Raw genomic sequence first — 24605 nt, 5'->3', positions numbered from 1 at the left:
AGAAAGAACAGCCCTTCGACGAGCTCAGGGCGAACGGGAGAGGGGGCGCTTAAGTCTCCGGAAACAGCGCCGGCCCTTCTCCCTCGGCGAAGGACAAGGCCGGCGGCTGCATCACCAGCGCGCCGGGGGCGACATCCCCGGTCACCCATACATTGCCGCCGATCGTCGCACCGCGCCCGATCCTGACCCGGCCGAGGATCGTCGCCCCGGCATAGACCACTACATCGTCCTCGACGATCGGGTGGCGGGCGAAGCGCTCGCGCACGCTGTGCCCGTCCTCGGGCGGCAGGCGCCGCGCGCCGAGCGTGACATGCTGGTACAGCCGCACGCGCGCGCCGATGATCGCGGTCTCGCCGATCACCACGCCGGTGCCATGGTCGATGAAGAAGCTCGGCCCGATCGTCGCGCCCGGATGGATGTCGATGCCGGTGCGGGTATTGGCGATCTCGGAGATGACGCGCGCGACGAGCGGCGCGCCCAGTTCGAACAGCTGGTGCGCCAGCCGGTGGTACATCACCGCCACCGCGCAGGGGTAGCAGATCAATATCTCGTCGACGCTGCGCGCGGCGGGGTCGCCCTGAAAGGCAGCGGCGACATCGCTGTCGATCAGCCGGCGGATCTCGGGCAGGGCGGCGGCGAACAGGCGGACGATGGTGTCGCCATGGTCGCAATCGAACCGGTCGCCGGTTTCTGCTTCCCAGTAACGCAGCTCGCGCCCGATCTCCGCCTCGAGCAGGCCGAGCGCCTGGTCGAGGCGGAGCCGGACGAAGACGTCCTCGGTCGTGCCCTCGAAATGGCCGAGCCGCTGCGGGAACAGTGCCGCTTCGAGATGCTCGAGCATGAACTCCAGCGCCACGCGCGACGGGAAGCGCGCGGTGCCGGCATTGGCGTGGCGCTGGTGCGCGGCGCGCCAGTCCCGCCGCGCCGCAGCGAGGCCCAGGACCACGCCGTCGATCGAATCATTGGCCATCAACATGTCGCACCTTACCTGCTTTCGCGGATATTCCTATCATTTGGATAGGATATAAAAAGGCAAGTTCGGCTTGCCGACCCGAAAGCGCGACTAACGGCACCGGCAGGCCACCTCCCCGGAGATAAACCTTAGTCTGTGTTATCGTCCCCACCGCTCGGCACTATCTCAGGACAACGAGCGGCAAGGCGCCTGGATGACGGGTTTTTCATGTTCCATCCATCACGGCGTCAGGCGGCCCGGCATAGGAGCGGGCGATGAAAATGACCTTCCAGGACCGCGCGAGGCGGCGCGGTTCCTCTTCCAGGGCGCTGCACTGGGCTGGCGGCATCGCGCTCGCGATTGCTGCCGCGCTGTTGGCTTTGGCAGCGATGGCCGGCTTCTTCGATCGCGATCCGATCCGCCTGTTCGGCGATTTCGGTCGCGGACGCGTGCCGGTCGTCGCCTTGTTCTTCTCGGGTGATCTCGGCCTGCGCTTCGGCATGGGGCCGCATGTCACGCAAGCGCTGGCGGTGCGCGGCATCCCGGTGATGGGGGTGAATTCCCCCACGGTCTTCGGCCGGCACCGCAGCCGGGCCGAGGTCGACGGGCTGGTCGCCGATGCCGTGCGCGGCGCGCTCGCGCGGGCGCATGCCGACCGGGTCGTGCTGATCGGCCAGTCCTTCGGGTCGGATGTGCTCGGCACCGGTGCTGCCCGCCTGCCGGCCGACCTGCGCACGAAGGTCGCGGCGATCGTGCTGGTGGTGCCGGGCCAGACCGTGTTCTTCCGCGCCGACCCGACCGATCTTTCCTATCGCGGCACACCCGACGCCCGCGCGCTCGATGCGGCGCGTACTCTCTCCTGGGCGCCGCTGACCTGCATCTATGGCGTCCGCGAGACCGACAGCCTGTGTCCGTTGCTCCCCGCACCAGTGACGCGGATCGCATTGCCGGGCGGGCATTTCCTGAACAACGACCCGCACCGGCTGATCGCGACGATCGTCGCAGCGCTTCGTCCCGTGCTGCCGGGAATCCACGCATGATCGCCGCGCTCCTGTTGATGCTCGCCGGCGCTCCGGCCGGGGGCGGCGGCATGACCGCGACCCGCGACCTGCCGGTCGGCCTGTGGCAGAATCCGAAGGCGACGCTGCGGGTGCGGACCGCGCCGTGCGGCGATGCGCTGTGCGGCGCGATTGCCGCCGCGACCCCGACGGCCGAGGCCGATGCGCGCGATGCCGGGATCGACCATCTCATCGGTATCGAGCTGCTCAAGGACTATCGCCGGGTCGGACCCGATCGCTGGGCCGGCACCGTCTATGTGCCCGACATGGGGCATAGCTTCCCCTCGCGGATCGAGCGGCTTTCGCCCGATACGCTGAAGATCTCCGGCTGCCTGATCGGAGGGTTCCTGTGCAAGTCGCAGATCTGGAAACGCGTCTGATCCGGTCCCCGGGGCGGTCGGGCGCGACGCAGTGGATGCTGCGCCGCCGCCGCTGGCTGGTCGCGCTGGCCGTGCTGGTCGTCGCCCTGCTCGGCTTCGCAGCGCTCCATGCCCTGCTCGCCGAGGTACGGCTGAAGGATGTGCGCGCCGCGTTGCACGCCATTCCGGACGCACGGATCGGGCTGGCGCTGGCGCTGACCATCGGCAGCTATCTCTGCCTGACGCTCTACGACCTGCTGGCGCTTCGGGCGATCGGCCGGCCGCTGCCGTGGCGGACGGCGGCGCTCGCCTCGTTCACCAGCTACACCGTCAGCCATAATCTCGGCCTGTCGCTGCTGACCGGCGGATCGGCGCGCTACCGCGTCTACGCCAATGCCGGGCTGGAGCTGGGCGATGTCGCGCGCGTCACTCTGCTCGCCTCGGCGACGTTCTGGGGCGGGGTGGCAGTGGTCGGCGCGGCAGCGCTGTTTTCCGTGGGGGTGCCGATCGACCTCGGCATCGTCACCATCGCGCCGCTGGCCGGGCATGTCGCCGGCGCGGCGATGCTGGTGGCCGTTGCCCTGCTGCTCGTCGCACGCGCCGCCGGGCGCGACCGGATCGGCCGGGGCGATTTCGCGCTGCCGGTGCCGGCGCTGCCGATCATGGGCGCGCAGATCGGCGTGGCGGCGCTCGACCTGCTGCTCGCCGCCGCCACGCTCTATGTCCTGATCCCCGCGCCCTCCGCGCCGCCGCTCGACCTGTTCCTGGTCGCCTATGCGGTGGGTCTGGTCGCGGTGCTGGTCACGCATGTGCCGGGCGGCATCGGCGTGTTCGAGGCAGTGATGCTGGCGATCGTCCCGGGCGACCGGCCCGGCCTGTTCGCCGCGCTGCTGCTTTACCGCATCGTCTATTATCTTCTGCCGCTCGCCGCGGCGGCGGGACTGCTCGGTGTGCTCGAGGGACGGCGGCTGCGCCGGCCGATCGCGGCCGGCGTGTCGATGGTCGAGCAGGCCAGCCGCGCCCTGGCGCCGCCGCTGCTGGCCGCGCTGGTGTTCACCGGCGGGCTGGTGCTGCTCGTATCGGGCGCGCTGCCGGCGGTGCATGACCGCATCTTCTGGCTGGCCGACATCGTGCCGCTGCCGTTCATCGAGGCATCGCATTTCTCGGCGAGCCTGGCGGGTACCGCGCTGATCCTCGTCTCGCCGGCGATCAATGCCCGACTGCGCAGCGGCTTCATCGCCGCGCGGCTGCTACTGGTCGGCGGCGCGATCTTCTCGATCCTGAAGGGCGTGGATTATGAGGAAGCGGCGATCCTGGCGGTGATCGCCGGCATCCTGCAATATTGCCGCCCGGCATTCTACCGCCGCGCCGGGGTGTTCGACGCGCCGTTCCAGCGGCTCTGGCTGGCCGCGGCGATGGTGGCGCTCGCGCTCAGCCTCTGGGCCGGCTTCTTCGCCTACAAGCATGTGCCCTATTCGACCGATCTCTGGTGGGAGTTCGCGTGGAAGGGCAATGCCCCGCGTTTCCTGCGCGCGAGCGTTGGCGCGGTGGTCGTCCTCGTCGCCGTGGCGATGTGGCGGCTGCTTGTCGCGCCGGTGCGCGCGCATGGCGAAAGCGTCCTGCCGCGCGACCTGGCCGATCGCGCGCTGGCAGTCGCGTCACGGGCCGATGCGGCGCTGGCCTTCACCGGCGACAAGCATTTCATCGTCTCGGCCTCGGCCGACGCTTTCCTGATGTACCGCGTACAGGGCCGCACCTGGGTCGTGATGGGCGATCCCGTCGGCCCCGCTGCCGCCTGGTCCGAGCTTGTATGGCGGATCCGCGCCGAATGCGATGCGGCGCATGGCCGGCTGTGTTTCTACCAGGCAAGCACCGAGATGCTGCCGCTGCTGGTCGAACTCGGCCTGCAGGTGATGAAATATGGCGAGGAAGCGCATGTGCCGCTCGATCGCTTCACGCTCGACGGCCCGGCGGCCAAGTCGCTGCGCCATTCGGTGCGGCGCGCCGATGCCGCTGGCCTGCGTTTCGAAATCCTGCCGGCAGCCGACGTCGCGGCACATGGCCCCGCGCTGAAAACCGTGTCGGACGACTGGTTGCGCGGCAAGGCGGGGGTAGAGAAGCGCTTCAGCATCGGTCGATTCGATCCCGATTACATCACCCGCTTCGACTGCGCCGTGCTGTGGCAGGATGACCGGATCGTCGCCTTCGCCAATATCTGGGCGACGCGGAACCGGTGCGAGCTGTCGGTCGACCTGATGCGGCATCTGCCCGATACGCCTTATGGCACGATGGATTTCCTGCTCGTGTCGTTGATGCAATGGGGCGCGGCGCACGGGTACAAACGCTTCAACCTGGGCATGGCGCCGCTGTCGGGGCTGGGCGGCGGGCGTCTCGCGCCCGGCTGGTCGCGGATCGGCCATGCGATCTATGGCCATGCCGAGGCGCTGTACGGCTTCGCCGGCCTCCGCTCGTTCAAGGCGAAGTTCCACCCCGACTGGCAACCGCGCTATGTCGCGACCCCGCCCGGCCTGCCTGCGGCGCGCGCGATGATCGACCTGATCGCGCTGATCGGCGGCTGATCGAACGGCGTTTCCGGGACAGCGCCCTTGCCACCGGCGGCAATAGCGCCCACACGCCTCTTGCTGGCACTCCTTCGGGGAGCGCCAAATCGCAAATCGGCGGCGCTGGCTTCCCGCTTGTGAAAGCGGCGATGTCGTCGCGACCCAGCGACCGATCGGCCATCTCATGACCATTCGACCGCCCGAAAACCGGTCCTTGTTCGCGGCCCATTTCTGAGGAGTATCTATGTCCAGAATCCCCGTTCGCCCCTTCCTCGTCGCCAAGGACGAGGACGGCGTATTCCGCGTCACCGTGCGGACCACGCGCTATAATTCGCAAGGCTATCCGCTCGTGTCGGCCGAGCTGCTCGAGGACACCTTCCGTACGCAGACCGCCGCGCGCGCCTTTGTGCGGGAAACCTACAAGGCCGAGACGGGCGACATCGCCAGCAAATAGGCCGGGCTGACCGGCTGTCGCAGGGCAGCCGCCAGGTTCAGCGTTTTTCGAAGCGATCCGGCGGCGGGAGAGTCGCGCCCAGCCGATCCAGCTCGGCCTTCGCCGACATGTCGCCACGCAGGGTCCAGCGCCAGAACAAGGTGGTCGCCCGTGCCACCACCGCGCGCACATGCGGCACCGGGCTACTGTCGGGCAGCGGGATATTGTCCTGCCCGCTGAACATGCGGTGGTTAGCGCCTTCCATCACCAGGAGATATTTGCCGCCCGGTGCCATGGCACGGAACGGGCGTTCGCGGTCCTTCGGCGTGACCGTGTTGAGCCAGGCGACCTGGTCCTTCGTGCCCGTGATCGAGAAGAAGGGCATGCTGATGCCGCCGAACGCGCTCGTATCGCGCGCGGCGACGGGCGGCTGCGGACTGAATGCGATCGCTGCCGTCACCCGGCCGTCGCCGAAATTCATGCCGGCCACCGGATACTGCTGCCCCGCGATCGACAATGTCGTCTGCGCGCCGAAGCTGTGGCCCGACATGCCGATGCGATGAAGGTCGAGCCTTGTCAGGTCGCACGCGCCCTCGCGCCTGTGTTTCGCCAATGCGTCGATCGCGAAATGCACGTCGTCCGCCCGCGCGCGAAGCTGCTCGATCGACATGGCGGCGCGAAGGCCGCCACTGCCGATGATGCCGCTGTCGCTGCCCGCATGCTGCAGGTGGATCACCGCGTCGCCATCGCGCACCCAGGCCTCGGCCCAGAGCGTCCCGGCGTCGAGCGAGCCACCCAGTCCATGGCTGAACAGGATGACGGGCACCTTGCCGGTGCCGGCGGGCATGCGGATGCGCACCGGCACGATGCGGTTGCGCGCGGTATCGCGCCACTGCGCTTCGCAGACCGCGCCGCTTGGCTGCGGCGACGGGGCGGCCGCGATCGAGGTCGCCGCGATGGCGGCGAGGAACAGGCTTTTCATAATGTCTCCACGGCGCCCGGTGGGGAAAGCCCGAGCGGCATCAGCCTTTCCGCTGCGCCTTCAGCGTCTCCAGAAGCTGTTTCGCCGCGGCGAGCTCGGCCTGGTCGACCTTGTCGTCATTGTTCGCGTCGGCGCGGTCGAACATCAGGGTCGGGGCGCCGGCGAATTCCTCGCGGCTCACCCGGCCGTCGCCATTCTTGTCCATCTGCGCGATCAGCGCGTTCAGGCGCTCGCCCGCCTGGGGGCGAAGCTTGAGCAGCCGGCCGAAATCGTCGCGCGCGACGGCGCCGTCGCCATTGCGGTCCATCTTCGCGAAGCGGGCGCTGCGCGCGGCGAGGAATTCGGCGCGGGTGATGACGCCGTCGCCATTGGCATCGGCATTGGCGAACGGGTCCATCGCATCGCCCGCGCCGAACATCTGCGCGCCGGCGGGCGCGGCGATCATGGTGGAGAGCAGGACGGCAATCAGGAAAGTCTTGGTCATGTCTGGGTCTTTCGAAAAAGGAGCGGCCGCGCCGGAGGGGATGGCGCGGCCGTGGGGCGTCAGGGGCGGGGGACGGTGCCGCTGACGGTTCGGCTGTTGCCGTTGAGGCGAGTCACGGTGCTGCTGTAGCTCGCCGTGCCGTCACCATTGTTGGTCGCGCTGGTCGAGCGGCCGGCGGTGCGGCCGTCGCCGGTCGTGGTGGTGCGGCCGCCGCTATAGCCGCCATTGCCCCAGCTCGCGTCGCGCGAAGTATCGTAGCCGCGGCCGTTATTGGCGTGGACGCTGCGGTCGCTCGAATAATGGCCGGGGCCGTATTCCCGGCTGCGCGATGCCTCATAGCCGCGGCCGCTATTGGTCTGCAGGCCGCGATGGACCGAAGCCGCGCCGCGCTGGCGGTTGACCGAGCGGGTCTGGACCAGGCCACGCCCATGCGCGCCCTGGATGCTGAGGACATGCCCGCGCGAACGGGCCTCGGCGGGCGTCGCCGATGCCGTGCCCAGGGCGGCGGCGAGGGCGGCGAAACCCAGCATATGCTTGTACATGATGACTCCTTGCACTGGCGGCGATCCGGCCGCCGCGCCCCGGCTTATGCAGCCATAGCGTAAGCGGTTGGCGTCGATCAGGTGTCACTTGGTTACAGAGTGTAACAGCCGGGCCGCCCCTCTTTCGCGCGGGCGTGGGGCAGGGCAATCTGGCGACGATGGAAAATAGCTGCATTGCCGTGGTCGAGGACGACCGGGAGATTCGCTCGATGGTGGTCGATCTGCTCGCGCGTGAGGGATTCCGCGCGATCGGCTGCCGTACGGCCGCCGAGTTCGACCAGCTGCATGAACGCCAGCGCGTCGATCTCGCGGTGCTCGACGTGATGCTGCCCGGCGAGGACGGCTTCTCGCTGTGCCGTCGCTTGCGCGCGGCGGGCGACGTCTCGATCGTGATGGTCACCGCGCGCGGCGACGATATCGACCGGATCGTCGGGCTGGAGATCGGTGCCGACGATTATCTGCCCAAGCCGTTCAACCCGCGCGAACTGGTCGCGCGCGTTCGCGCCGTGCTGCGCCGGACGCGCGAGCAGCACCGGGTGACGGCGGCCCTGCCGGTCGAGCGCTACCGCTTCGCCGGCTGGGCGATCGATGCCGGCGCGCGGTGCGTAACCTGTCCGGAGGGCGAGGAGGTCGATCTGACCGCGGGCGAGTTCGACCTGCTGCTGTGCTTCGTCACGCACCCTCAGCGTGTACTCAACCGAGATCAGCTGCTCGACTGGACCCGCGGCCGCAACGCCGCCGCGTTCGACCGCGCGGTCGACGTCCAGCTCAGCCGGTTGCGGCGCAAGCTCGCCGACCGCCCGAGCGGGGCTGCGCTGATCAAGACGGTGCGCGGCGGCGGCTATCAGTTCACGGTCGGCGTGGAACGGGCATGACGATCGCATCGAACCTCTCGCTGCGCATCACCGCGATCCTGCTCGCAGGCTTCGTCGCGCTGCAATTGCTGATCGTCGCGGCGACCAGCCTGCCGACGCGCGGCGACGATCGGCGGCCCTATAATCTGCCGCTTCCTGCTGAAGCCCGCGCGATGGCCGATGCGCTCGATCGCGCGCCGGCCGGCCAGCGCCAGGCATTGCTCGATGCCTTTAACGGCGGCCTCTACACCGTGGCGCTCGCGCCCGACCTGCCCGCTATCACCGCCACGCCCACCCCCGATCTGGAACTGCTGTCGCTCTATTATGCTCGTGCGCTGCCCGGGCGGGATATCGCGGTTAACGGCCGGCGTCCCGGGTTCGGCCGGCTGATCGGAACGCATCCGCGCCCCGCGCGCTTCTTCGCGCCCGTTACCGTGGCGATCGGGTTGCACGAAGGCGGCGCGATGGTGCTGACCAGCCGGCCCTCGCCCTCGATGCGCGGCTATTTCCGCTCGCGCTCCTGGCTGGGCGCGATCGGCGGGTTGATCGTGCTGGCCGCGCTGGCGCTCGCGGTGCGCCAGACGACCAGGCCACTGGTCCGGCTGTCGCGCGAAGTCCAGCGGTTCGGCACCAGCCTCGCTGCGCCCGACCTGCCCGTGACCGGTCCGCGCGAGGTGCGCGAGCTGTCCTCGTCGTTCAACGAGATGAAGGGGCGGATCCGCGACCTGATGGCCGAGCGCACCCGCATGCTCGCCGCCATCGCGCACGACATGCGCACCTATCTGACGCGGCTGCGCCTGCGCGCCGAGTTCATCGACGATCCGCGCCACCGCGACGGCGCGGTGCGCGACCTGGACGAGATGTCGGCGCTGCTCGACGATACCCTGTTCCTGGCACGCGGCGAGGCGGAAGCGGTGCCGCCGATCGAGATCGATCTCCATGCGGCGGCGGCCGCGCTCGTCGCGGTGCGGCGGGACCTGGGCGAAGCGGTGACGATCGAGCCGGCCGGGCCGCTCCGGGTGCGCGCGACGCCGCTGTCGCTGCGACGCATCCTCGGCAATCTGATCGACAACGGCCTGCGCTACGGCACCGCCATCACGGTGCGCTTTGCGACCGGAGCGGGGACGATCGACCTGATCGTCGAGGATGACGGGCCGGGCGTACCGCCCGAGGTGCTCGCGCGGCTGGGTGAGCCGTTCAACCGGATCGACACCTCGCGCAATCGCGAGACCGGCGGTGCGGGGCTTGGCCTCGCGATCGTCCGCGCGCTGGCGGGTCGCGACGGAGCCGACGTGATCTTCGCCAACCGCGCCGAGGGCGGGTTGCGGGTGACCGTGCGCTATCCGGCGGCCTAGGCCAGCGCTTCCCGATGGTCCATCGTGTCCGGCGTCCATTTCTGCAGGATTGCACAGGGCGGGCGCTTGTCCTCCTTCGCGCGCGGGGCTGCCGGCGCCGGGCGACGTGCGTCCGGCTGCGCCGACGCGAGTCGCGTCATCGGATGAGTGCAAGGCCTGGCCAGCGCGGGCTCGGACGCACAGCTGGCGATCAGGGCAAGGGCGAGAGCGTATCGCATGGCGCCATTATTCACACTCCGGCCGACCAGTCCATAACCTCGGTCGCGCCGATCCACAGTGAGCGCGATCCCCGTGCGTCACGCTCGACATGCAGGCGCAGGCCCCAGCCGCGGATCGTTTCGATCGGGTTGCTCGCGCCCATCGCGGCGAACTTGCGGCGAATGCGGAACACCAGCACTTCGCAGGTGTCGGGCCGCGCATTGCTCGCGGTGAGCATCTCGCGCAGGTCCGACCAGGGCGCGCGCTCGCGCTTGATCAGCCGGGCCATGATCGCGGCTTCGAGCGGGGATAGCGGCACGCGGCTGCCGTTCCAGCAGATTTCGAGCGGGTCGAACGTCGCGGTCAGCGCGCCGCGCTTGATCAGCGGACGCCTGCCTTCCGCGCCCATCATCGGCGGCGCGACCGGGGTGCGCGATACGATGTCGGAACGGGATGCGGTGCCGTGCATGCGGTGTATGATAGCCATGCGACACGGCGTCTCACCCGGGATGCCGCGAACAGCGCCGAGCCCCCGACGAACGGCATAAATGGTGCGAACGGCACGCTGAGGCCGACCAACGTCACGGTGGCGCTGTTTACCCGTCAAGGTGTCGCTCGCTACGATGGCGGATGCACGTGAAGATCGAAAACCTGCCGGAAGAGACTGACAGCATCCGGGCGATCCGTCGCACGATGACCTGGTTCATCCTGCTGTTCTGGACGACTCAATTTTCCATGCTGACGCTGATGCGGCGGCTCAACATGGGCGAAGAGGAGAAGCTGTCCTATTTGTTGCCGCGCTTCTGCGTGACGGTGGTGGCGATCGGCCTGTCCTTCCTGATCGCGCAGCAATTGCGGCGGCTGGCCAGCCGATCGATGCGTGTCAAGCTCGGCGCGGCGGCGGCGATGGCGGTCGTGGGCTGCATCATCCATGGCGCCGCGAACCTCACGATCTTCGAATTGCTCGTGCCCGAATCCAACATGGAGTCCTTCTCGGTCGGGCTCTACCTCGCGGCATTGCTGCAATGGTTCTGGTCCTATGCTGCGCTCTGCGCGCTGCTGCTCGCCGTCACGTCGAGCCTGGAACTGAGCGATCGCGAACGGCGGATCGCGCATCTGCAGCGCGTCGCGCATGCCGCGCAGCTCCGCGCGCTGCGCTACCAGCTCAACCCGCATTTCATGTTCAACACGCTCAATTCGATCGCCGCGCTGATCTCCCGGCGCGAGGCGGAGCGCGCCGAGGCGATGGTCGAGAATCTCGCCGACTTCCTGCGCGCGGGCCTGTCGCTCGATCCGCATGAGGACATCCCGCTCGCAAAGGAGATCGAGCTCCAGTCGCTTTATCTGTCGATCGAGGAACTGCGCTTCCCCGACCGGCTGAAGGTCGAGATCGACGTGCCCGAACAGGTCCGCGCCGCTTTGGTGCCGAGCCTGGTCACTCAGCCCCTGGTCGAGAATGTCGTGCGCCATGCGGTCGCGACCAGTCTCGAGCCGATCCTGTTGTCGATCGTCGCACGGCATGAGGGCGAGAGGCTGCGCATCACCGTGCGCAACAGCGCGCCGATCGGCGGTGCGCCGGTCAGCAAGGGCACCGGCGTCGGCCTTGCCAATATCGCTGAGCGGCTGCGCGCGCGCTTCGGGCAGGACTGCCTGTTCCTGGCCGAACGGCAGGGCGATGGCGGGTTCCTGGTGGTGATCGAACTTCCCTGGTCGACGATGGGCTGAGGCGATGATCAGACTCCTTCTGTGCGATGACGAATTGCTCGCGATCCAGCGCTTGCAGGACCTGCTTGGCCGGATCGACGGCATCGAGGTGGTCGGCACCGCCGCCAATGGCACCGCCGCGCTGGCCGAGATCGCGGCGCTCGCCCCTGATGCGGTGCTGCTCGATGTCGAGATGCCCGCGCTCGACGGGTTCGACGTGGTCGAGGAACTGGCGCGCGCCGGCGAATCCGCGCCGTTGATCGTGTTCGTCACGGCCTATCCGCATTTCGCGGCGACCGCGTTCGAGACGGGGGCGATCGATTTCCTGACCAAGCCGATCCGGCTCGGCCGGTTGCAGATCGCGATCGATCGCATCCGCCGCTCGATCGAGGATCGTAGCGCCCGCGCGCGCCTCACCGAATTGGCCGGCCAGCTCGACGCGCTGCGCCGCGAACGGACCGGCGGCGACGTCGCCGAAGCCCGCCATATCTGGGTGCAGCGGCGCGGCGAGACGGTGCGGGTCGATCTCGACCGGGTCGACTGGGTCGCGGCAGAGGGCGAATATGTGCGGCTCCATGTCGGCGATGCCAATTACCTGCACCGGGAGTCGCTGACTGCGCTGCTCGAACAGCTCGACCCGCAGCGCTTCACCCGCATCCACCGTTCCTACATCGTCAACCGCGACCGCATCGCCTCGGTCAAAAGGATGGCGACGGGGAGCTATCAGCTCGGCACTGACGCGGGAAACAAGCTGCCGGTCGGGCGCAGCTATCGCCGCGTCGTGCGCGACATGATCGCCAACGACCGGATTCCGTCGGATTGACCTTCTACAGCCTCCCTAAATCCTTCCCCGGCGAAGGCCGGGGCCCAGTCGGGGGACGATTCTGATTGGCGTTGCGCTCTGTTACTTCAACCTTTCCGACTGGACCCCGGCCTGTGCCGGGGGAGGAAGAAGGGGCGGCCTTAAGAAGGAGCGGTCCTCAATCAGCCCCCATATCGCCGCGCATCAAATGGTTCAGCATGGAATCGAGCCACGCGATCCGTGCCCGGATCGATCGCACCGCATTGTCATGAACGAACGCCTTGAACGGCACCGAGACCCCTTGCTCATAGCGTTCGAGCCGCTCGATCTGCGCGGCGAGCTGGTCCTTGGCGCCCAGGATCCAGTCGATCCGCTCCGCCTCGCTGAGCAGGCCGAAGGACTGGACCTTGGTGCGCAGCGGATCCTCGAGCAGCAAATGGCTCGGCCGGATCTCCTTGACCCAGGCGCGCACCGCTTCCTCGCCCGCGGGCGTGCAGCTCAACTGCTCGGTCCCCCGCGCATCGCCTTCGACGACCTGCTTGTCGAGCAGCCCGCGCTCCGCCAGTCGCCGGATCAGCGGGTAGATCTTGCCCTTGCTGGTGTTGAAGTTGCTGACCGGCGATCCGTCATAGATTTTGGAGACGAGATAAGCCGTGACCGGCTGAATCCGCAGCACCAGCGCAAGAAAGGTGCCCTCATGATCGGTAAGGCTGAGGTCGCGATCAACCAACGGCATTCCCCATGCTGTGAACGGGGCTTAGCAGGTGCGCGACGCCGCCAGCAAGACGCTGGCCGATCCGCGCTTGCCGCGGTGCCGTCGATCGGATTCAACCGCGGCATGGGGATGCCTGCCCTACCGGGCGGTGCGCTCGCTGGCGGTGGGCGCGTCCAGCACATAGCGCTCGATCCGCCCGACGATCAGCCAATAGGCCGCGACGGCCGCCAGGACGTGGAAGCCCACATAGAGCAGCGCTCCGTCATAGGATCCGGTGCGTGCGACGATCATGCCGATCGCGATCGGTGTGATGATGCCGCCGATGCTGCCTGCGGCGTTGAACAGGGCGCCCGTCACGCCGATCGCCGCCGCGGGCGCGGTGTCAGCGATCACCGTCCAGCCGAGCGCACCGAAGCCTTTGCCGAAAAAGGCGGCGCACATGATGACGACGACGACCATGTTCGCGTCGGTGTAGTTGCACAGGATGATCGTCGCGCTGAGGCAGAGGCCGATCGTGATCGGCACCTTGCGTGCGATGGTCAGCGATCCGGTGCGCCTGAGCAGCGCATCCGAGAAGAATCCGGCGGAGACGCCGCCGATACAGCCGCAGATCGCCGGCAGCGCCGCGACGAATCCGGCCTGCAGCATGCTGAAATGCCGGGCCTCGACCAGATAGCTCGGGAACCAGGAGATGAAGAAGGTGGACAGTGACGCGATGCAATATTGCGCGAAGAAGATGCCGACCAGCATACGGTTGGAAAGGATTCGCAGCACTGTCGTGCCCGCGCCCGGCTCGGGGCTCGCCCCGGCGCGGGGCGCAATGTCGCCCAGCTGAGTCAGCGCCCCGCGCGCGGTGATATCGTCAAGTTCGCCCGGGGTCAGCCGCCGGTCGCGGCGGGGCGAGTTATATTGCCCGATCCACACCAGAGCGAGCGCGATGCCGATCGCGCCCATCACCGAGAAGATGTGTTCCCAGCCGAAATAATGGAACAGAAAGCCCATCAACGGGGTGAAGACCGCGAGCGAGAGATATTGGGCCGAGTTGAAGATGGCGCCGGCAACGCCGCGTTCGTCCGGCGGGAACCAGGCGGCAATGACGCGCGCACAGGCCGGCGTTACCGGCGATTCCAATACGCCCAATAGAATGCGTAGCGCATAGATGGCGAGGATCGGCGCCGCGAAATAGCCGACGCCGGTGGTGAGCAGGGTGGCGATCGACCAGCCCAGCACGGCGACGAAGATGGTGATCCGCGCGCCGATCCGGTCGACGAGATAGCCCGCCGGCACCTGGGCGAGGAAATAGCTCCAGGAGAAAGCGGAAAAAAGCCAGCCCATCTCGACCGGGCCGATGCCGAGATCGCGCGAGATGCCCGGTGCCGCGACCGACAGGGTCGCCCGGTCGCCCGTGCTGACCGCAAGCACTGCGGTGATCAGCGCAAGGACGAGGAAGCGGCGCCCGGGCCTGCGGGAGGAGGGGGCTGCACCGCCGGATACGCCGTTCATACTCACGCGAACGCGATCGAGCCGTCCGGGCGCTTCGGCAGCTTGCGCTCCCACCGGACATAATTGTCCGTGGCGAGATGCGCCTCGTCGATCTCGACGCCCCAGCCCGGCCGGTCGGGGCGCAGGTCGAGGTAACCGTCGCGCGGCAGATAGGGATCGCGGACATAATGCGCGTCGCCGACCGCTTCGCCCTTCATCCCCTCGCGTCCGCCGGGCAGGACGTCCGGGTTGGGCAAGCGATATTCCAGGATCTTGAAGTTCTGCTGCGCCGCGCAGAAATGCACGTTCACCGCGGTCGCGAGCGGTCCCATCGGATTATGCGGCGCGACCGTGACATAATGCGCCTCGGCAATGGCGGCGATCTTGCGCATCTCCAGCAGCCCGCCGACCACGCAGATATCCGGCTGGATGATGTCGCACCCGCCGACTTGCAGCAGGCGCAGGAATTCGTATCGGCTGTAGAGCGATTCACCGGTGGCAAGCACGCAGGTGAGGCTGCGGTTCAGTTCCCCCCATTTCTCGACATTCTCCGGACGGATCGGCTCCTCGAAGAACAAGGGATCATAGGGCGCGAGCGCATTGCCGAGCTGGGCGGCCAGGCGCGGCTCGAAGATCTTGGCATGCGCGTCGAACGCGATGTCGATATCGGGCGCGGCATGCTCGCGCAGCGACCGGAAATAGTCCGCGCTGGTGCGCACCACTTCGCCCCAGCGATTGGCATGGATATCGATCCGGTAGGGGCTGAGCTTGAAGGCCGTGAAGCCCCAATCCTCGCGCAGCATCGCCATCGTGTCGGCCGCCGCCTGCGGATCCGGGGCAGTGTAGATGCCCGAATAGGTGCGGACTCGGTCGCGCGCATTGCCGCCGAGCAGCATATAGACCGGCACGCCGAGCGCCTTCGCGGAAATGTCCCACAGGCAATGATCGATCGCGGAAATCGCGGCGAGGCCGAGCGCACCCGGCGGGAAGCGCGCCTGCTGCATCAGCAGCTGCATCAGATATTCGATGCGGCGCGGATCCTGCCCGGCGATGAACTCGGCGAGATAGTCGAGGATCGGCGGTAAGGCGCGGTCCGGCCCATGATTATAGCATTCGCCCCAGCCGGTGATGCCGGCATCGGTATCGATCGCGACGATCACGCGCGGCCGTCCGCCATCACGGGTCATGAAGGCACGGAGGCGATCTATTCTCATCGGGTCGTCCTCGTCCTTGGTTGCGCCTGCGTCACGGACATCTGCCGTCACGGCGGCGATTGTTTGCCGGCGTCAGCTTTCGGCCAGCGCCGCAGCGTTATCGGCGGCCACGTCCCGCAGCAAATCCGCAAGGACCTGCCGGGCATGATCGGACAGCGGCCAGGCTGCGGGCGGACGCGGCGGGCCGCAATCATTGCCGAGCAGCTGGAGCGCCGCCTTGACCACCGAAACGTTCGCGCCGTTGCGCTCTTCGGAGCGCAGCGCCTCGAACGGGGCGATGCTCTCGACCAGGGATCGCGCGCCGGCATAGTCGCCCTTTTCCAGCAGCCGGCTGATCGCGACCGAACGCTCCGGCCACAAATTGATCAGGCCCGAGGTGAAACCGCGTGCGCCGACCGCGTAGAAGATCGGCGCCCAGGTCTCGGCCAGGCCGCCACTCCATACGAGCGACGGATCGTTCGCCCTGATCGCCTCGGCCAGGCGCAGCGGCGTGGGGCTGGCCCATTTGACGCCGACAACGTTCGGAATGGCGCAGAGATCGCTGATGGCGTCCATGCCGATACCGTCATCACGCAGGTATAGAAGGACGGGCAGGCCCTGTCCGGTCTCGGCGATGCGCGCGACATAGTCGACGATTCCGCGCGGCGCGGCGAAGGGATCGGGCGGCTGGTGCACCATCAGGCCGGCGGCGCCCGCCGCGCGCGACGCGCGCGTCAGTGCCAGCGCATCGCCGATGCTGCGGCCGATACCGGCGATCAGCGGGACGCGGTCAGCGACGAGCTCGGCACCGGCATGCACCATCGCCTCCGCCTCGGCGGTGGTCAGCGCATAGAATTCGCCGGTATTGCCGTTGGAGACCAGAACATCGACGCCGGCGCCGATCGCGCGGTCGATCACCGGGGCGAGGCGGGCGGGTGCGAGCCGGTCGTCGGCATCGAACGGGGTCGTGAGAATGCCCGAGACGCCGCGCAGGGCGGTCCTCAGCCGATCATCCGGCTTGCTCGCCATTCACCCGTCTCCCCGTCGCGTTCTATGCTGCTACCTTGTCATTTATATTTACATGTTAAGAGCGATGTCAACCGTACGCGATCATGCTAGCCTTTGGCGCAGGGATGTTCCCGGAGAAGGCCGATTTGACCAACCTGATTGCGATACCGGAAAAAAAGGAGCGCCTGGGCGACCGGCTCTACGGGCAGATCCTCGAGCAGATCGTCTCGGGAACATTGCGGCCGGGCGACAAGCTTCCTTCCGAAAACCAGCTCTGCGGTCTGTTCAACGTATCCCGGCCGGTCGTGCGCCAGGCGCTGGTCCGGCTCCAGGCGGATGGGCTGGTGATCACGCGCAAGGGCCTTGGCACGGTCGTGCAGAATGCCCCGCCGGAAGGGCTGACGCGATTTTCCCAGCCGAGCGATGTCGCGCACATGCTGCGGTGCCTCGAACTGCGCCTGGCGCTGGAGGGCCAGGCGGCGGCATGGGCCGCGACGCGCCACACCGCGGCGGAGCTGCGCCGGCTCGGCCGGGCGATGGAGGCCTTTGAAGACCAGATGCGCATCGGCGGCGTCACCGCGTCGGCCGATTTCGCCTTTCATCAGGCGGTTGCGGCGGCCAGCGGCAATATGTTGTTCGAACAGGTGTTGCAGTCGCTCGATGACGCGATTCGCCGCGGCATGGTGATCGCGCTCGGCCTGACGAAGGAGCGCAGCCCCGAACGGGCGCAGCGGGTGATGGACGAACATCGCGCGATCTACGACGCGATCGCCCGGCGCGACGGGCAGGGGGCGGAACTGGCGATGCGCTATCATCTCGATCGCGTACGCCAGCGCGTGACCGACGGAAGGCGCGACCAATAATCGGCTATTGACGTTCGCCACCTGTTAGTTCAATTTACAAGTAGAGACGAGCAAAGACGCTTGCCCGATTCCGTTGGGGTCATGGCAGACGACCACGCCGTCGCTCAACACCCCGACAGGTCCAGCCTGGAGGCCGTGGCCCCGCGCCGCGGAAAGGTGGCGTGCAACAAATGAGCCGGTCGATGAAACCGGACGATCAGGAAGGATGCCGATGCGGAAGGGCCTTATCGCCACGTTGTTGACGGGCAGTGCGATTGTTCCGGTGCTGGCGATTGGCGCACAGCCGGCCGGCGCGCAGGTCGTCAAGGAACCGCCGGCGCAAGCCGCCCAGGAGGATGCCGCGCAAGCTGCGGCGGCAACCGAAACGTCCGAGGACGCAAGTCAGGATATCGTCGTCACCGGCAGCCGTGTGGCGCGTGCCGGTTACTCGGCGCCGACACCCGTCACCATGCTTCAGGCGGATTCGCTTACCGCAAAGGCGCCGGCCAGCCTGTCCGACGGGCTCAACCAGCTCCCCGTATTCACCGGCTCGATCAGCAATGCGCAGGACCGCAACTCCAATGCCGGCCGCGTGCGCACGGGCAATTATCTCAATCTGCGCTCGCTCGGTGCCCAACGCGTGCTCGTGCTTCAGGACGGCCAGCGCCTGCCGCCGACCGGCAACGCCGGCGGCACCGATGCGAACATGATCCCGCAGCTGCTCATCGAGCGGATCGATGTCGTGACTGGCGGCGCCTCCGCGGCTTACGGGTCGGATGCCGTCTCGGGCGTGGTCAATTTCATCCTGGACAAGAAATTCACTGGCCTGAAGCTGCAGGCGCAGGGCGGCATCTCGTCGCGCGGCGACAATGGCTCCACGCGCCTCGGCGCCGCGTTCGGCCACAGCTTCCTTGACGACCGCCTCCACATCATCGGCAGTGCCGAACGCTATCAGTCGGACGGTATCACGCAGCGCTCGTCGCGCGCCGGCGTGAACGAGAATTACGCCGTGATCGGCGCCGGCACGGTGGCCGACCCCTTCTCCAACGTCTCCGGCGTGCGCTTCAACAACGTCACGGATGGCGGCTATATTCTCGATGGCCCGTTGCGCGGCCAGCAGTTCCTGTCGAACGGCCGTGTCGGCGCATTCAACGCCGGCACCCCGACCGGCCGCTCGGGCCTGAGCTATGGCGGCGAAGGGTCGGTGTTCCCTGCATCGAAGAGTTCGCTCAGCGCCGCGGCGACGACCGAGCAATATCTGGGGCGCGTGTCGTTCGATCTCGGCAGCGGCACGTCGATCCATCTGCAGGGCACCTATAACCATGCCGTGAATTCGGATCACCAGTTGCCGGTGACGCGCAGCTCCTCGACGACGGGCATGCGCATCTTCGCGGAAAATGCCTATCTCAATCCGGCAGATCGTGCTGCGCTCGGCGCGACGCCGAGCTTCGGTCTGACCCGCTTCTTCTCCGACTTCCCCTTTTACACCGCGAAGCAGGAAACACGCGCGACGGTGCTGAACGCCGGTATCGAGGGCGGTCTCGGCAGCTTCAAATGGGGCGTCAACTACACCTATGGCCGGACCCGGCTCGATTCCTCGGCGCTCGATCTCGACATGGAGCGTTTTTATGCCGCGGTCGATGCGGTCCGTAACCCCGCGGGGCAGATCGTGTGCCGCGTCACCATCACCAATCCGGGCGTACAGGATGGCTGCGTCCCGCTGAACGTGTTCGGCGTCGGCAATGCGTCGCCCGAGGCGATCGGCTATGTCATGCGCCGCACGACGTGGCGCGCGATCAACACGATGCACGATGTCGAGGGCAGCATTTCGGGCGAGCCCTTCTCGACCTGGGCCGGCCCGGTTTCAGTGGTGGTGGGCGCTGAATATCGCCGCCAGACGCTCGACCAGGTTACCAACAGCAACCCCGCGACCCCGCCCTCCTTCACCGGCATTCGCGGTGTGCCGACCAATACTTTCGCCTTTTCGTTCACCAATGTGACCGCCGCGACCGGCGCCTATTCGATCAAGGAAGGTTTTGGCGAGGTCGTCGTGCCGCTGGCCAAGGACTCGGTGATCGGCAAGTCGCTCGAGCTGAACGGCGCCTTCCGCTACACCGATTATTCGACGTCCGGCTCAGTCCAGACATGGAAGGCCGGCGGCACCTATGAGCCCGGCTTCGGCCTCAAGGCCCGCGTCACCGTCTCCCGCGATATCCGCGCACCGACGCTGTATGAGCTTTTCGCCGGCCCGACGCAGCGCGTGCAATCCTATTCGGACAAGCTCACCAACCAGCTCGCGCAATATACCGAGGTCAGCCAGGGTAATCCCAACCTGCGGCCGGAAGTGGGTTCGACGCTGACCGGCGGCCTGGTGTTCCAGCCCGGCTTCCTGCGCGGCTTCGCCTTCTCGGTCGATTATTACCGGATCAAGATCCGCGACGCGATCGCAAGCCAATATTCCAGCATCCAGGTGCTCGATCTCTGCGCGAACAGCAACTATACCAGCCCGGTCTGCAGCCAGATCATTCGCCCGTTGGGGCCGACCAACACGACCACGGCCAACTTCCCGAGCCGGGTGAACATCTTCCAGAGCAATGTGGCGAGCGCTCGCACCGAGGGGCTCGATATGGAGGCCTCGTATCGCACGTCGTTGTTCGGCGGGACCTTGTCGAGCCGTCTGCTCGCGACCCGCCTGATCAGCTACACGGTGCAGGGATCGGCCACCGCCGCCGCGGTCGAATATGCCGGCACCGCCGACTTCGCCGATTCCGGCAACCAGCCCTTCCCCATGCCCAAATGGCGCGGCAATCTGGATCTGTCCTACGCCCAGGGCGGCTTCACCATCGGCGCACAGGGCCGCTACATCGGCGGCTACAAGCGGTCGAACCTGTTCGTGTACAAGAACAACGCCATCGGCTCCGTGTTCTACACCGACCTGAATCTCAGCTACGATATCAAGACGCCGCACGGGGATTTCCAGATCTTCACGACGGTGAACAACCTGTTCGATCGCGGTTATCCGATCACCCCGATCGGCTCCAACCCCGGGCTCGCGGTTTCCACCTTCCGGTCGATCTACGATGTGACCGGCCGCTACTTCACTACCGGGGTGCGCGTCCGCTTCTGACCAGATTCCGTATCCGTCGCCTCTCCAGGGGCGACGGATGCTGATCTTGTCGATCGTCGGCCCGGTTACCGGCGCGGCCAAGGCTCTCAATGCGCACGGGCGAACCTTCAATAGAGCCCTGGCGGAAGTTCCGTTCGTGGCCGCGCGGATTCCTTCATGGGTCGTGGCGCCTTGTTTGTCGGCCGCCGGGCGGCTTCCCACCGGGTATCGCCTGTGGCTGCAGGCACGAGGTAGCGGGCGTCCATCCGCCACGCCTATCGCGGTAACAGGCCCGGCCCGGATGAAATGCGCCGAGCGTCCGGCCTCGTGTCGCCACCGTCGCCCCATGCCGCCGAGTGGCACGGTTTTTCGGCCGAACGGCATGCGCAGACCAGAATCCATCGCCTGAAGGCTGCAAACGCCGCAGGTCCAGCCGCGTCATCATGCTGATCCAATGGGACGGCTGAACCTCACCGAAGTTATCGCAACCATTGCTGCCCTGGCGAGGGCAGAGCGGTAAACGCATCTGATCGCGACAATGACGGAAATCCCGCTCCTTTGGTGCCCCGCGCGCCAGAGTGGCTGGAGATGTGTGCGGTAACATTACTGCGCACCAGCTGGAAGTAGTCGAAATTTGTTGCGGTTTTTCGACCGTGTATGCAAGTTTCCACTATCCTATATCATATTTGCCATTCTATTTAATCCGTGAACGTCGATTCGGTCCTTCGAAACCGAGCGACGAAAAGGGGAGAGGAGACGCGCGGGGCAGGCAGGCCGCCGCCCATATTTCCGTGACAAAACAAGAAGCTTCAGCGCCCGCAGAGGCGTGGGGGTCCGGGAGGCGTGCGCGCGGTGGAGCTTTGCCGATCCGCGATGCGCGCGATGCACCATCAGGGGAGACTGAAATGATCCAACCGATGCGATGGCTGATCCACAGGATATCAGCCCTATTGCTGATCATGGCGTCCATGATCGCCCTACCACAATCCATATCGGCGCCCGCCTGGGCACAATCCACGGCGGCGCCCACGGCGCCGGCTCAGGTCACCGAACAACTGCCGCAGGACGATGCCGGACTGAGCAGCGAGGACATCGTCGTCACCGGCACCAGCATCCGCGGCGTCGCGCCCGTCGGTGCCAACCTCGTCTCGGTCGGCCGCGAAGCGATCGAGCAGACCGGCTCGGTCAACGTGCAGCAGATATTGAAGACCGTGCCCTCGATCACGGGCCTTGGCGGCGCGGGTGTCGGGCAGACGGCGGGCAACAGCTATTATGCCCCGACCATCCATAGCCTCGGCTCGTCGGCGTCCAACTCGACCCTGACCCTGATCGACGGCCACCGCCTCCCGCTCGGCGGCACCAACCATGCGCTGGCTGATCCGTCGATGCTGCCGACCATCGCGATCGAGCGCGTCGAAGTCCTCGCCGAGGGCGCGTCCTCGACCTATGGCTCGGACGCGGTCGCCGGCGTGGTCAACTTCATCACGCGCAAGAACTACAAGGGCTTCCAGGCCAATGGCCAGGTCGGCTTTGGCGATGGCGGCTATCGCACCTACAGCGGCGGCCTGCTTTACGGGAATCGCTGGGATACCGGATCGGTACTGGTCGCGTACGGCTTCTCACAGGCCGGACCGCTGGTGAACGATTATGCCGCTCGGCCCTTCCTCCAGCCCAATCACATCGACGAGGGCGGCAGCAATTTCCAGAGCTTCAACTGCTCGCCGGCTACCATCCAGATGGGTACCGCCGGCTCGGCGCCAGTCTATCTCTCGCCGACCGCCACCTCGACCGTGGCGAACTCCGGCGCCAATGCGCCGTGCGACACGACGATCTTCTCCGATCGCCTCGGCAAGGAAACCCGCCACACTGCCTATGTGAAGATCACGCAGGAAGTAGGCGACAACCTGACCTTCACCGGTGACTTCAACTATTCGAAGCGCAAGAACCTGTCGCGAGTGGGCCGCGGCGGCATCACCGCCCGTGTGTTCCAGACCGACGCCGCGAATAGCGGCGGCGATCCGACCAATGCGATCGGCCAGGCCAATCCCTTCTACATCAACCCGCCGGGGCAGACGGGCACCACGCAGACGATCCGCTGGAATGCCGATCAGCTGCTCGGTCCGGGCGCGACCAGCGAGAATTCGGCGCAGACCTGGTTTGCCACGGTCAATGCCGAATATCGCCTGGGCGAGAATTTCCGCATCACCGCGCTCGGCATGATCGGCCAGGACGAGACGCTGGCGCTCACGCAGGGCACGCTGTGCACGGCCTGCGCGCTGCTCGCACTCAACGGCACGACCAACGCGAACGGTGTCGCCAACCAGTCAAACCCCGGTCGCACCGACGTCGTTCAGCAAAGCCTGACCGGCGCCAATGCGCTCGATGTGTGGAACGGCCCAAGCGGCAACCGCACCTCGGCGGCAGTGCTCGCGCGCCTCATCGACAGCCGCTCGGCGCAGCGCGGCAAGAACGTCATAAAGCAGGGCCGCATCGGCATCGACGGATCGGTTTTCGAACTGCCCGCCGGCAAGGTGCGGATCGCCGTCGGCGGCGAACTGCTCAGCTACACGCTCGACACCGCGGTCGATCGCCCCAACGGCACCGGCCCGTCGAGCCTCGCCAATCAGAGCTTCTTCTTCCCGACCAGCCGGTCGGTACAGTCGGCTTATGGCGAATTGCTGGTCCCGGTCATTGGGGTGGATATGGGCGTGCCGCTGGTGCGCCAGTTCGATATCAGCGTGTCCGGCCGCTACGATCATTACAACGATTTCGGCAGCACCTCGAACCCCAAGGTCGCCGCGAACTGGGAAGTGTTCGACGGCCTCAAGATCCGCGGCAACTGGTCCAAGTCGTTCGTGGCGCCGTCGCTCCGCTCGCTCGGCGATCCCAATGCCAACGGCCTCTACAATGAATCGGCCGTCGTCCAGCTGAGCGATACGCAGCAGGTACCAGTCTCGTCCTTCCCGGACGTCGCGCTGATCCCTGGCATTCCGTGCTCGAACGGATTCTGCCAGATCAGCGGCACCACCCCGGGCATCCGCATCCAGACGGGCAATCCGGGCCTCAACCCGCAAAAGGGCACGACCTGGTCGATCGGCTTCGATTTCGCGCCGAAAGACTTTCTGAACGGGCTGCGCATCTCCACCACCCTGTTCAACAACAAGCTGCGCGGCGGCATCACCTCGCCTCCGCTCTCGGCGATCATCAACTCGGCCTCGATCAACAATTTGCTGGTCTTCTATCCACAGGGCCTGTCGCCGACCGACCCGATCGTCGCGGCGGCGATCGGCAATGTTCCGATCACCACCGGGCTGCCGACGCGCATCTATTACATCTACGACTTCCGTCAGCGGAACACGTTGAACCTGACGATTCAGGGCCTCGACATCGCCGCAAGCTGGCGCATCCCGACCGGCATCGGCACGTTCACGCCGGGCGGCTCCGTCACCCAGTTCCTGAAATACGACCAGAATTTTTCCGGTGGCCGTACCTTCAGCGTGCTCGGCACGACGGGCTTCAACACCACCTTCCCGTCGATCCGCACCCAGGGCCGCGCCTATCTGATGTGGGACTATCAGGGCATCTCGGCCAGCATCTTCGCCAATCATGTCGGCGGATATCGCAACTGGTCGGGTTCCACGATCAGCCCGGTGGTGATTGCCGGCGGCGCGCCCACTGGCGCCGGCGGCGACCGGGTCCGCCCGAACACGACGATCGACACGCATCTCGCCTGGAACTTCTCCAAGGGCGGTCTGCTCGGCGACAGCGAAGTCTATGTCGATGTCGAGAATCTGTTCGATCGCGATCCGCCTTTCTACAACGGGTCGCCTGGCTATGACTCCTACGGCGCCAGCCCGCTGGGCCGGGTGATCAGTATGGGCCTCCGCGCGAAGTTCTGAAGGCATTTGCGCCGCCTCCGCTTCCGGGCGGAGGCGGCGCTTCTTTTCCATCCCATGCTACAGAAGGGCCGACTCG

Annotated in this window: 21 protein-coding genes; 11 read left to right on the top strand and 10 right to left on the bottom strand. The window is 66.8% G+C overall.

Features of this window, described 5'->3' with window-relative positions:
• Positions 1 to 49 precede the first annotated feature (49 nt).
• Positions 50 to 970, bottom strand: a complete 921-nt coding sequence (gene epsC, locus ACZ1I5_RS18490) for a serine O-acetyltransferase EpsC (RefSeq protein WP_465170708.1) — start codon at positions 968 to 970, stop codon at positions 50 to 52.
• A 257-nt stretch (positions 971 to 1227) separates the two neighbouring features.
• Here epsC and ACZ1I5_RS18485 point away from each other — a divergent pair, with 257 nt between their 5' ends.
• From ACZ1I5_RS18485 to ACZ1I5_RS18470, 4 genes are all read left to right on the top strand, one after another.
• Positions 1228 to 1992 carry an AcvB/VirJ family lysyl-phosphatidylglycerol hydrolase gene (locus ACZ1I5_RS18485; RefSeq protein ID WP_465170707.1) on the top strand — a complete coding sequence of 255 codons (765 nt, stop codon included), beginning with the start codon at positions 1228 to 1230 and terminating at the stop codon, positions 1990 to 1992.
• Positions 1989 to 2390 carry a DUF2147 domain-containing protein gene (locus tag ACZ1I5_RS18480; RefSeq protein ID WP_465170706.1) on the top strand — a complete coding sequence of 134 codons (402 nt, stop codon included), beginning with the start codon at positions 1989 to 1991 and terminating at the stop codon, positions 2388 to 2390. Before ACZ1I5_RS18485 ends, ACZ1I5_RS18480 begins: the two co-directional genes overlap by 4 nt.
• Complete coding sequence (gene mprF / locus ACZ1I5_RS18475; RefSeq protein ID WP_465170705.1) at positions 2360 to 4948, top strand: bifunctional lysylphosphatidylglycerol flippase/synthetase MprF; 2589 nt, start codon at positions 2360 to 2362, stop codon at positions 4946 to 4948. The genes ACZ1I5_RS18480 and mprF overlap by 31 nt, the downstream gene beginning before the upstream one ends.
• Before the next feature lie 226 nt (positions 4949 to 5174).
• Positions 5175 to 5384, top strand: coding sequence for a hypothetical protein (locus ACZ1I5_RS18470; protein WP_465170704.1), 210 nt, complete (start codon positions 5175 to 5177; stop codon positions 5382 to 5384).
• Positions 5385 to 5421: 37 nt separating this feature from the next.
• Here ACZ1I5_RS18470 and ACZ1I5_RS18465 read toward each other — a convergent pair whose 3' ends face one another.
• From ACZ1I5_RS18465 to ACZ1I5_RS18455, 3 genes are read right to left on the bottom strand one after another with little or no spacing between them, the layout of a single operon-like run.
• On the bottom strand, positions 5422 to 6345 hold the full coding sequence (locus ACZ1I5_RS18465; protein WP_465170703.1) for an alpha/beta hydrolase family protein: 924 nt from the start codon (positions 6343 to 6345) through the stop codon (positions 5422 to 5424).
• 40 nt (positions 6346 to 6385) lie between these two features.
• On the bottom strand, positions 6386 to 6829 hold the full coding sequence (locus tag ACZ1I5_RS18460) for an EF-hand domain-containing protein (RefSeq protein WP_465170702.1): 444 nt from the start codon (positions 6827 to 6829) through the stop codon (positions 6386 to 6388).
• 59 nt (positions 6830 to 6888) lie between these two features.
• A complete protein-coding gene (locus ACZ1I5_RS18455; RefSeq protein ID WP_465170701.1) occupies positions 6889 to 7371 on the bottom strand; it encodes a hypothetical protein in 483 nt (160 codons plus the stop codon).
• A gap of 158 nt (positions 7372 to 7529) precedes the next feature.
• Between ACZ1I5_RS18455 and ACZ1I5_RS18450 the strand changes: the two genes are divergently transcribed.
• Positions 7530 to 8246, top strand: a complete 717-nt coding sequence (locus tag ACZ1I5_RS18450) for a response regulator (protein ID WP_465173994.1) — start codon at positions 7530 to 7532, stop codon at positions 8244 to 8246.
• The gene (locus tag ACZ1I5_RS18445) at positions 8243 to 9580 is read left to right on the top strand and encodes an ATP-binding protein (RefSeq protein WP_465170700.1); all 1338 of its coding nucleotides are present in this window, start codon (positions 8243 to 8245) and stop codon (positions 9578 to 9580) included. Before ACZ1I5_RS18450 ends, ACZ1I5_RS18445 begins: the two co-directional genes overlap by 4 nt.
• Here the strand turns inward: ACZ1I5_RS18445 and ACZ1I5_RS18440 are convergent.
• Positions 9577 to 9720, bottom strand: coding sequence for a hypothetical protein (locus ACZ1I5_RS18440; RefSeq protein ID WP_465170699.1), 144 nt, complete (start codon positions 9718 to 9720; stop codon positions 9577 to 9579). The two genes, ACZ1I5_RS18445 and ACZ1I5_RS18440, sit on opposite strands and share 4 nt — an antisense overlap.
• Positions 9721 to 9809: 89 nt before the next feature.
• A complete protein-coding gene (locus ACZ1I5_RS18435; RefSeq protein WP_465170698.1) occupies positions 9810 to 10265 on the bottom strand; it encodes a hypothetical protein in 456 nt (151 codons plus the stop codon).
• A gap of 149 nt (positions 10266 to 10414) precedes the next feature.
• Between ACZ1I5_RS18435 and ACZ1I5_RS18430 the strand changes: the two genes are divergently transcribed.
• Together ACZ1I5_RS18430 and ACZ1I5_RS18425 are read left to right on the top strand one after the other, a co-directional pair.
• The gene (locus ACZ1I5_RS18430) at positions 10415 to 11503 is read left to right on the top strand and encodes a sensor histidine kinase (RefSeq protein ID WP_465170697.1); all 1089 of its coding nucleotides are present in this window, start codon (positions 10415 to 10417) and stop codon (positions 11501 to 11503) included.
• Between the two features lie 4 nt (positions 11504 to 11507).
• Positions 11508 to 12305: a LytR/AlgR family response regulator transcription factor gene (locus tag ACZ1I5_RS18425; protein ID WP_465170696.1), complete on the top strand. Its 798-nt coding sequence runs from the start codon at positions 11508 to 11510 to the stop codon at positions 12303 to 12305.
• Between the two features lie 157 nt (positions 12306 to 12462).
• On the opposite strand, the gene ACZ1I5_RS18420 is transcribed toward ACZ1I5_RS18425, so the two are convergent.
• From ACZ1I5_RS18420 to ACZ1I5_RS18405, 4 genes are all read right to left on the bottom strand, one after another.
• A complete protein-coding gene (locus ACZ1I5_RS18420) occupies positions 12463 to 13014 on the bottom strand; it encodes a hypothetical protein (protein ID WP_465170695.1) in 552 nt (183 codons plus the stop codon).
• Between the two features lie 123 nt (positions 13015 to 13137).
• The gene (locus tag ACZ1I5_RS18415) at positions 13138 to 14502 is read right to left on the bottom strand and encodes an MFS transporter (protein WP_465173993.1); all 1365 of its coding nucleotides are present in this window, start codon (positions 14500 to 14502) and stop codon (positions 13138 to 13140) included.
• A gap of 2 nt (positions 14503 to 14504) precedes the next feature.
• Entirely contained in the window at positions 14505 to 15695 is a 1191-nt protein-coding gene (locus tag ACZ1I5_RS18410; RefSeq protein WP_465170694.1) for a mandelate racemase/muconate lactonizing enzyme family protein, read from the bottom strand.
• A 72-nt stretch (positions 15696 to 15767) separates the two neighbouring features.
• Complete coding sequence (locus ACZ1I5_RS18405) at positions 15768 to 16703, bottom strand: dihydrodipicolinate synthase family protein (RefSeq protein ID WP_465170693.1); 936 nt, start codon at positions 16701 to 16703, stop codon at positions 15768 to 15770.
• Between the two features lie 125 nt (positions 16704 to 16828).
• Here ACZ1I5_RS18405 and ACZ1I5_RS18400 point away from each other — a divergent pair, with 125 nt between their 5' ends.
• The 3 genes from ACZ1I5_RS18400 to ACZ1I5_RS18390 all read left to right on the top strand — a co-directional run bounded on the left by ACZ1I5_RS18400 (position 16829) and on the right by ACZ1I5_RS18390 (position 24529).
• The gene (locus ACZ1I5_RS18400) at positions 16829 to 17545 is read left to right on the top strand and encodes a FadR/GntR family transcriptional regulator (protein ID WP_465170692.1); all 717 of its coding nucleotides are present in this window, start codon (positions 16829 to 16831) and stop codon (positions 17543 to 17545) included.
• 211 nt (positions 17546 to 17756) lie between these two features.
• Complete coding sequence (locus tag ACZ1I5_RS18395; protein WP_465170691.1) at positions 17757 to 20651, top strand: TonB-dependent receptor domain-containing protein; 2895 nt, start codon at positions 17757 to 17759, stop codon at positions 20649 to 20651.
• Between the two features lie 938 nt (positions 20652 to 21589).
• Positions 21590 to 24529: a TonB-dependent receptor domain-containing protein gene (locus ACZ1I5_RS18390; protein ID WP_465170690.1), complete on the top strand. Its 2940-nt coding sequence runs from the start codon at positions 21590 to 21592 to the stop codon at positions 24527 to 24529.
• Positions 24530 to 24605 lie beyond the last annotated feature (76 nt).

This window comes from Sphingomonas sp. BL-S-30, from assembly GCF_055521475.1.
Note: the sequence above shows the minus strand (reverse complement) of the source record. Positions and strands in the feature narration are given on the sequence as shown.

What these genes read in the sequence shown, in the direction of transcription:
- epsC (WP_465170708.1), bottom strand. Translation starts at nt 970, where the DNA reads ATGGCCAATGATTCGATCGACGGCGTGGTCCTGGGCCTCGCTGCGGCG.
- ACZ1I5_RS18405 (WP_465170693.1), bottom strand. Translation starts at nt 16,703, where the DNA reads ATGGCGAGCAAGCCGGATGATCGGCTGAGGACCGCCCTGCGCGGCGTC.
- ACZ1I5_RS18445 (WP_465170700.1), top strand. Translation starts at nt 8,243, where the DNA reads ATGACGATCGCATCGAACCTCTCGCTGCGCATCACCGCGATCCTGCTC.
- ACZ1I5_RS18390 (WP_465170690.1), top strand. Translation starts at nt 21,590, where the DNA reads ATGGCGTCCATGATCGCCCTACCACAATCCATATCGGCGCCCGCCTGG.
- ACZ1I5_RS18415 (WP_465173993.1), bottom strand. Translation starts at nt 14,502, where the DNA reads ATGAACGGCGTATCCGGCGGTGCAGCCCCCTCCTCCCGCAGGCCCGGG.
- ACZ1I5_RS18435 (WP_465170698.1), bottom strand. Translation starts at nt 10,265, where the DNA reads ATGGCTATCATACACCGCATGCACGGCACCGCATCCCGTTCCGACATC.
- ACZ1I5_RS18440 (WP_465170699.1), bottom strand. Translation starts at nt 9,720, where the DNA reads ATGACGCGACTCGCGTCGGCGCAGCCGGACGCACGTCGCCCGGCGCCG.
- ACZ1I5_RS18395 (WP_465170691.1), top strand. Translation starts at nt 17,757, where the DNA reads ATGCGGAAGGGCCTTATCGCCACGTTGTTGACGGGCAGTGCGATTGTT.
- ACZ1I5_RS18455 (WP_465170701.1), bottom strand. Translation starts at nt 7,371, where the DNA reads ATGTACAAGCATATGCTGGGTTTCGCCGCCCTCGCCGCCGCCCTGGGC.
- ACZ1I5_RS18480 (WP_465170706.1), top strand. Translation starts at nt 1,989, where the DNA reads ATGATCGCCGCGCTCCTGTTGATGCTCGCCGGCGCTCCGGCCGGGGGC.
- ACZ1I5_RS18410 (WP_465170694.1), bottom strand. Translation starts at nt 15,695, where the DNA reads ATGAGAATAGATCGCCTCCGTGCCTTCATGACCCGTGATGGCGGACGG.
- ACZ1I5_RS18425 (WP_465170696.1), top strand. Translation starts at nt 11,508, where the DNA reads ATGATCAGACTCCTTCTGTGCGATGACGAATTGCTCGCGATCCAGCGC.
- ACZ1I5_RS18460 (WP_465170702.1), bottom strand. Translation starts at nt 6,829, where the DNA reads ATGACCAAGACTTTCCTGATTGCCGTCCTGCTCTCCACCATGATCGCC.
- ACZ1I5_RS18465 (WP_465170703.1), bottom strand. Translation starts at nt 6,345, where the DNA reads ATGAAAAGCCTGTTCCTCGCCGCCATCGCGGCGACCTCGATCGCGGCC.
- ACZ1I5_RS18485 (WP_465170707.1), top strand. Translation starts at nt 1,228, where the DNA reads ATGAAAATGACCTTCCAGGACCGCGCGAGGCGGCGCGGTTCCTCTTCC.
- ACZ1I5_RS18450 (WP_465173994.1), top strand. Translation starts at nt 7,530, where the DNA reads ATGGAAAATAGCTGCATTGCCGTGGTCGAGGACGACCGGGAGATTCGC.
- ACZ1I5_RS18470 (WP_465170704.1), top strand. Translation starts at nt 5,175, where the DNA reads ATGTCCAGAATCCCCGTTCGCCCCTTCCTCGTCGCCAAGGACGAGGAC.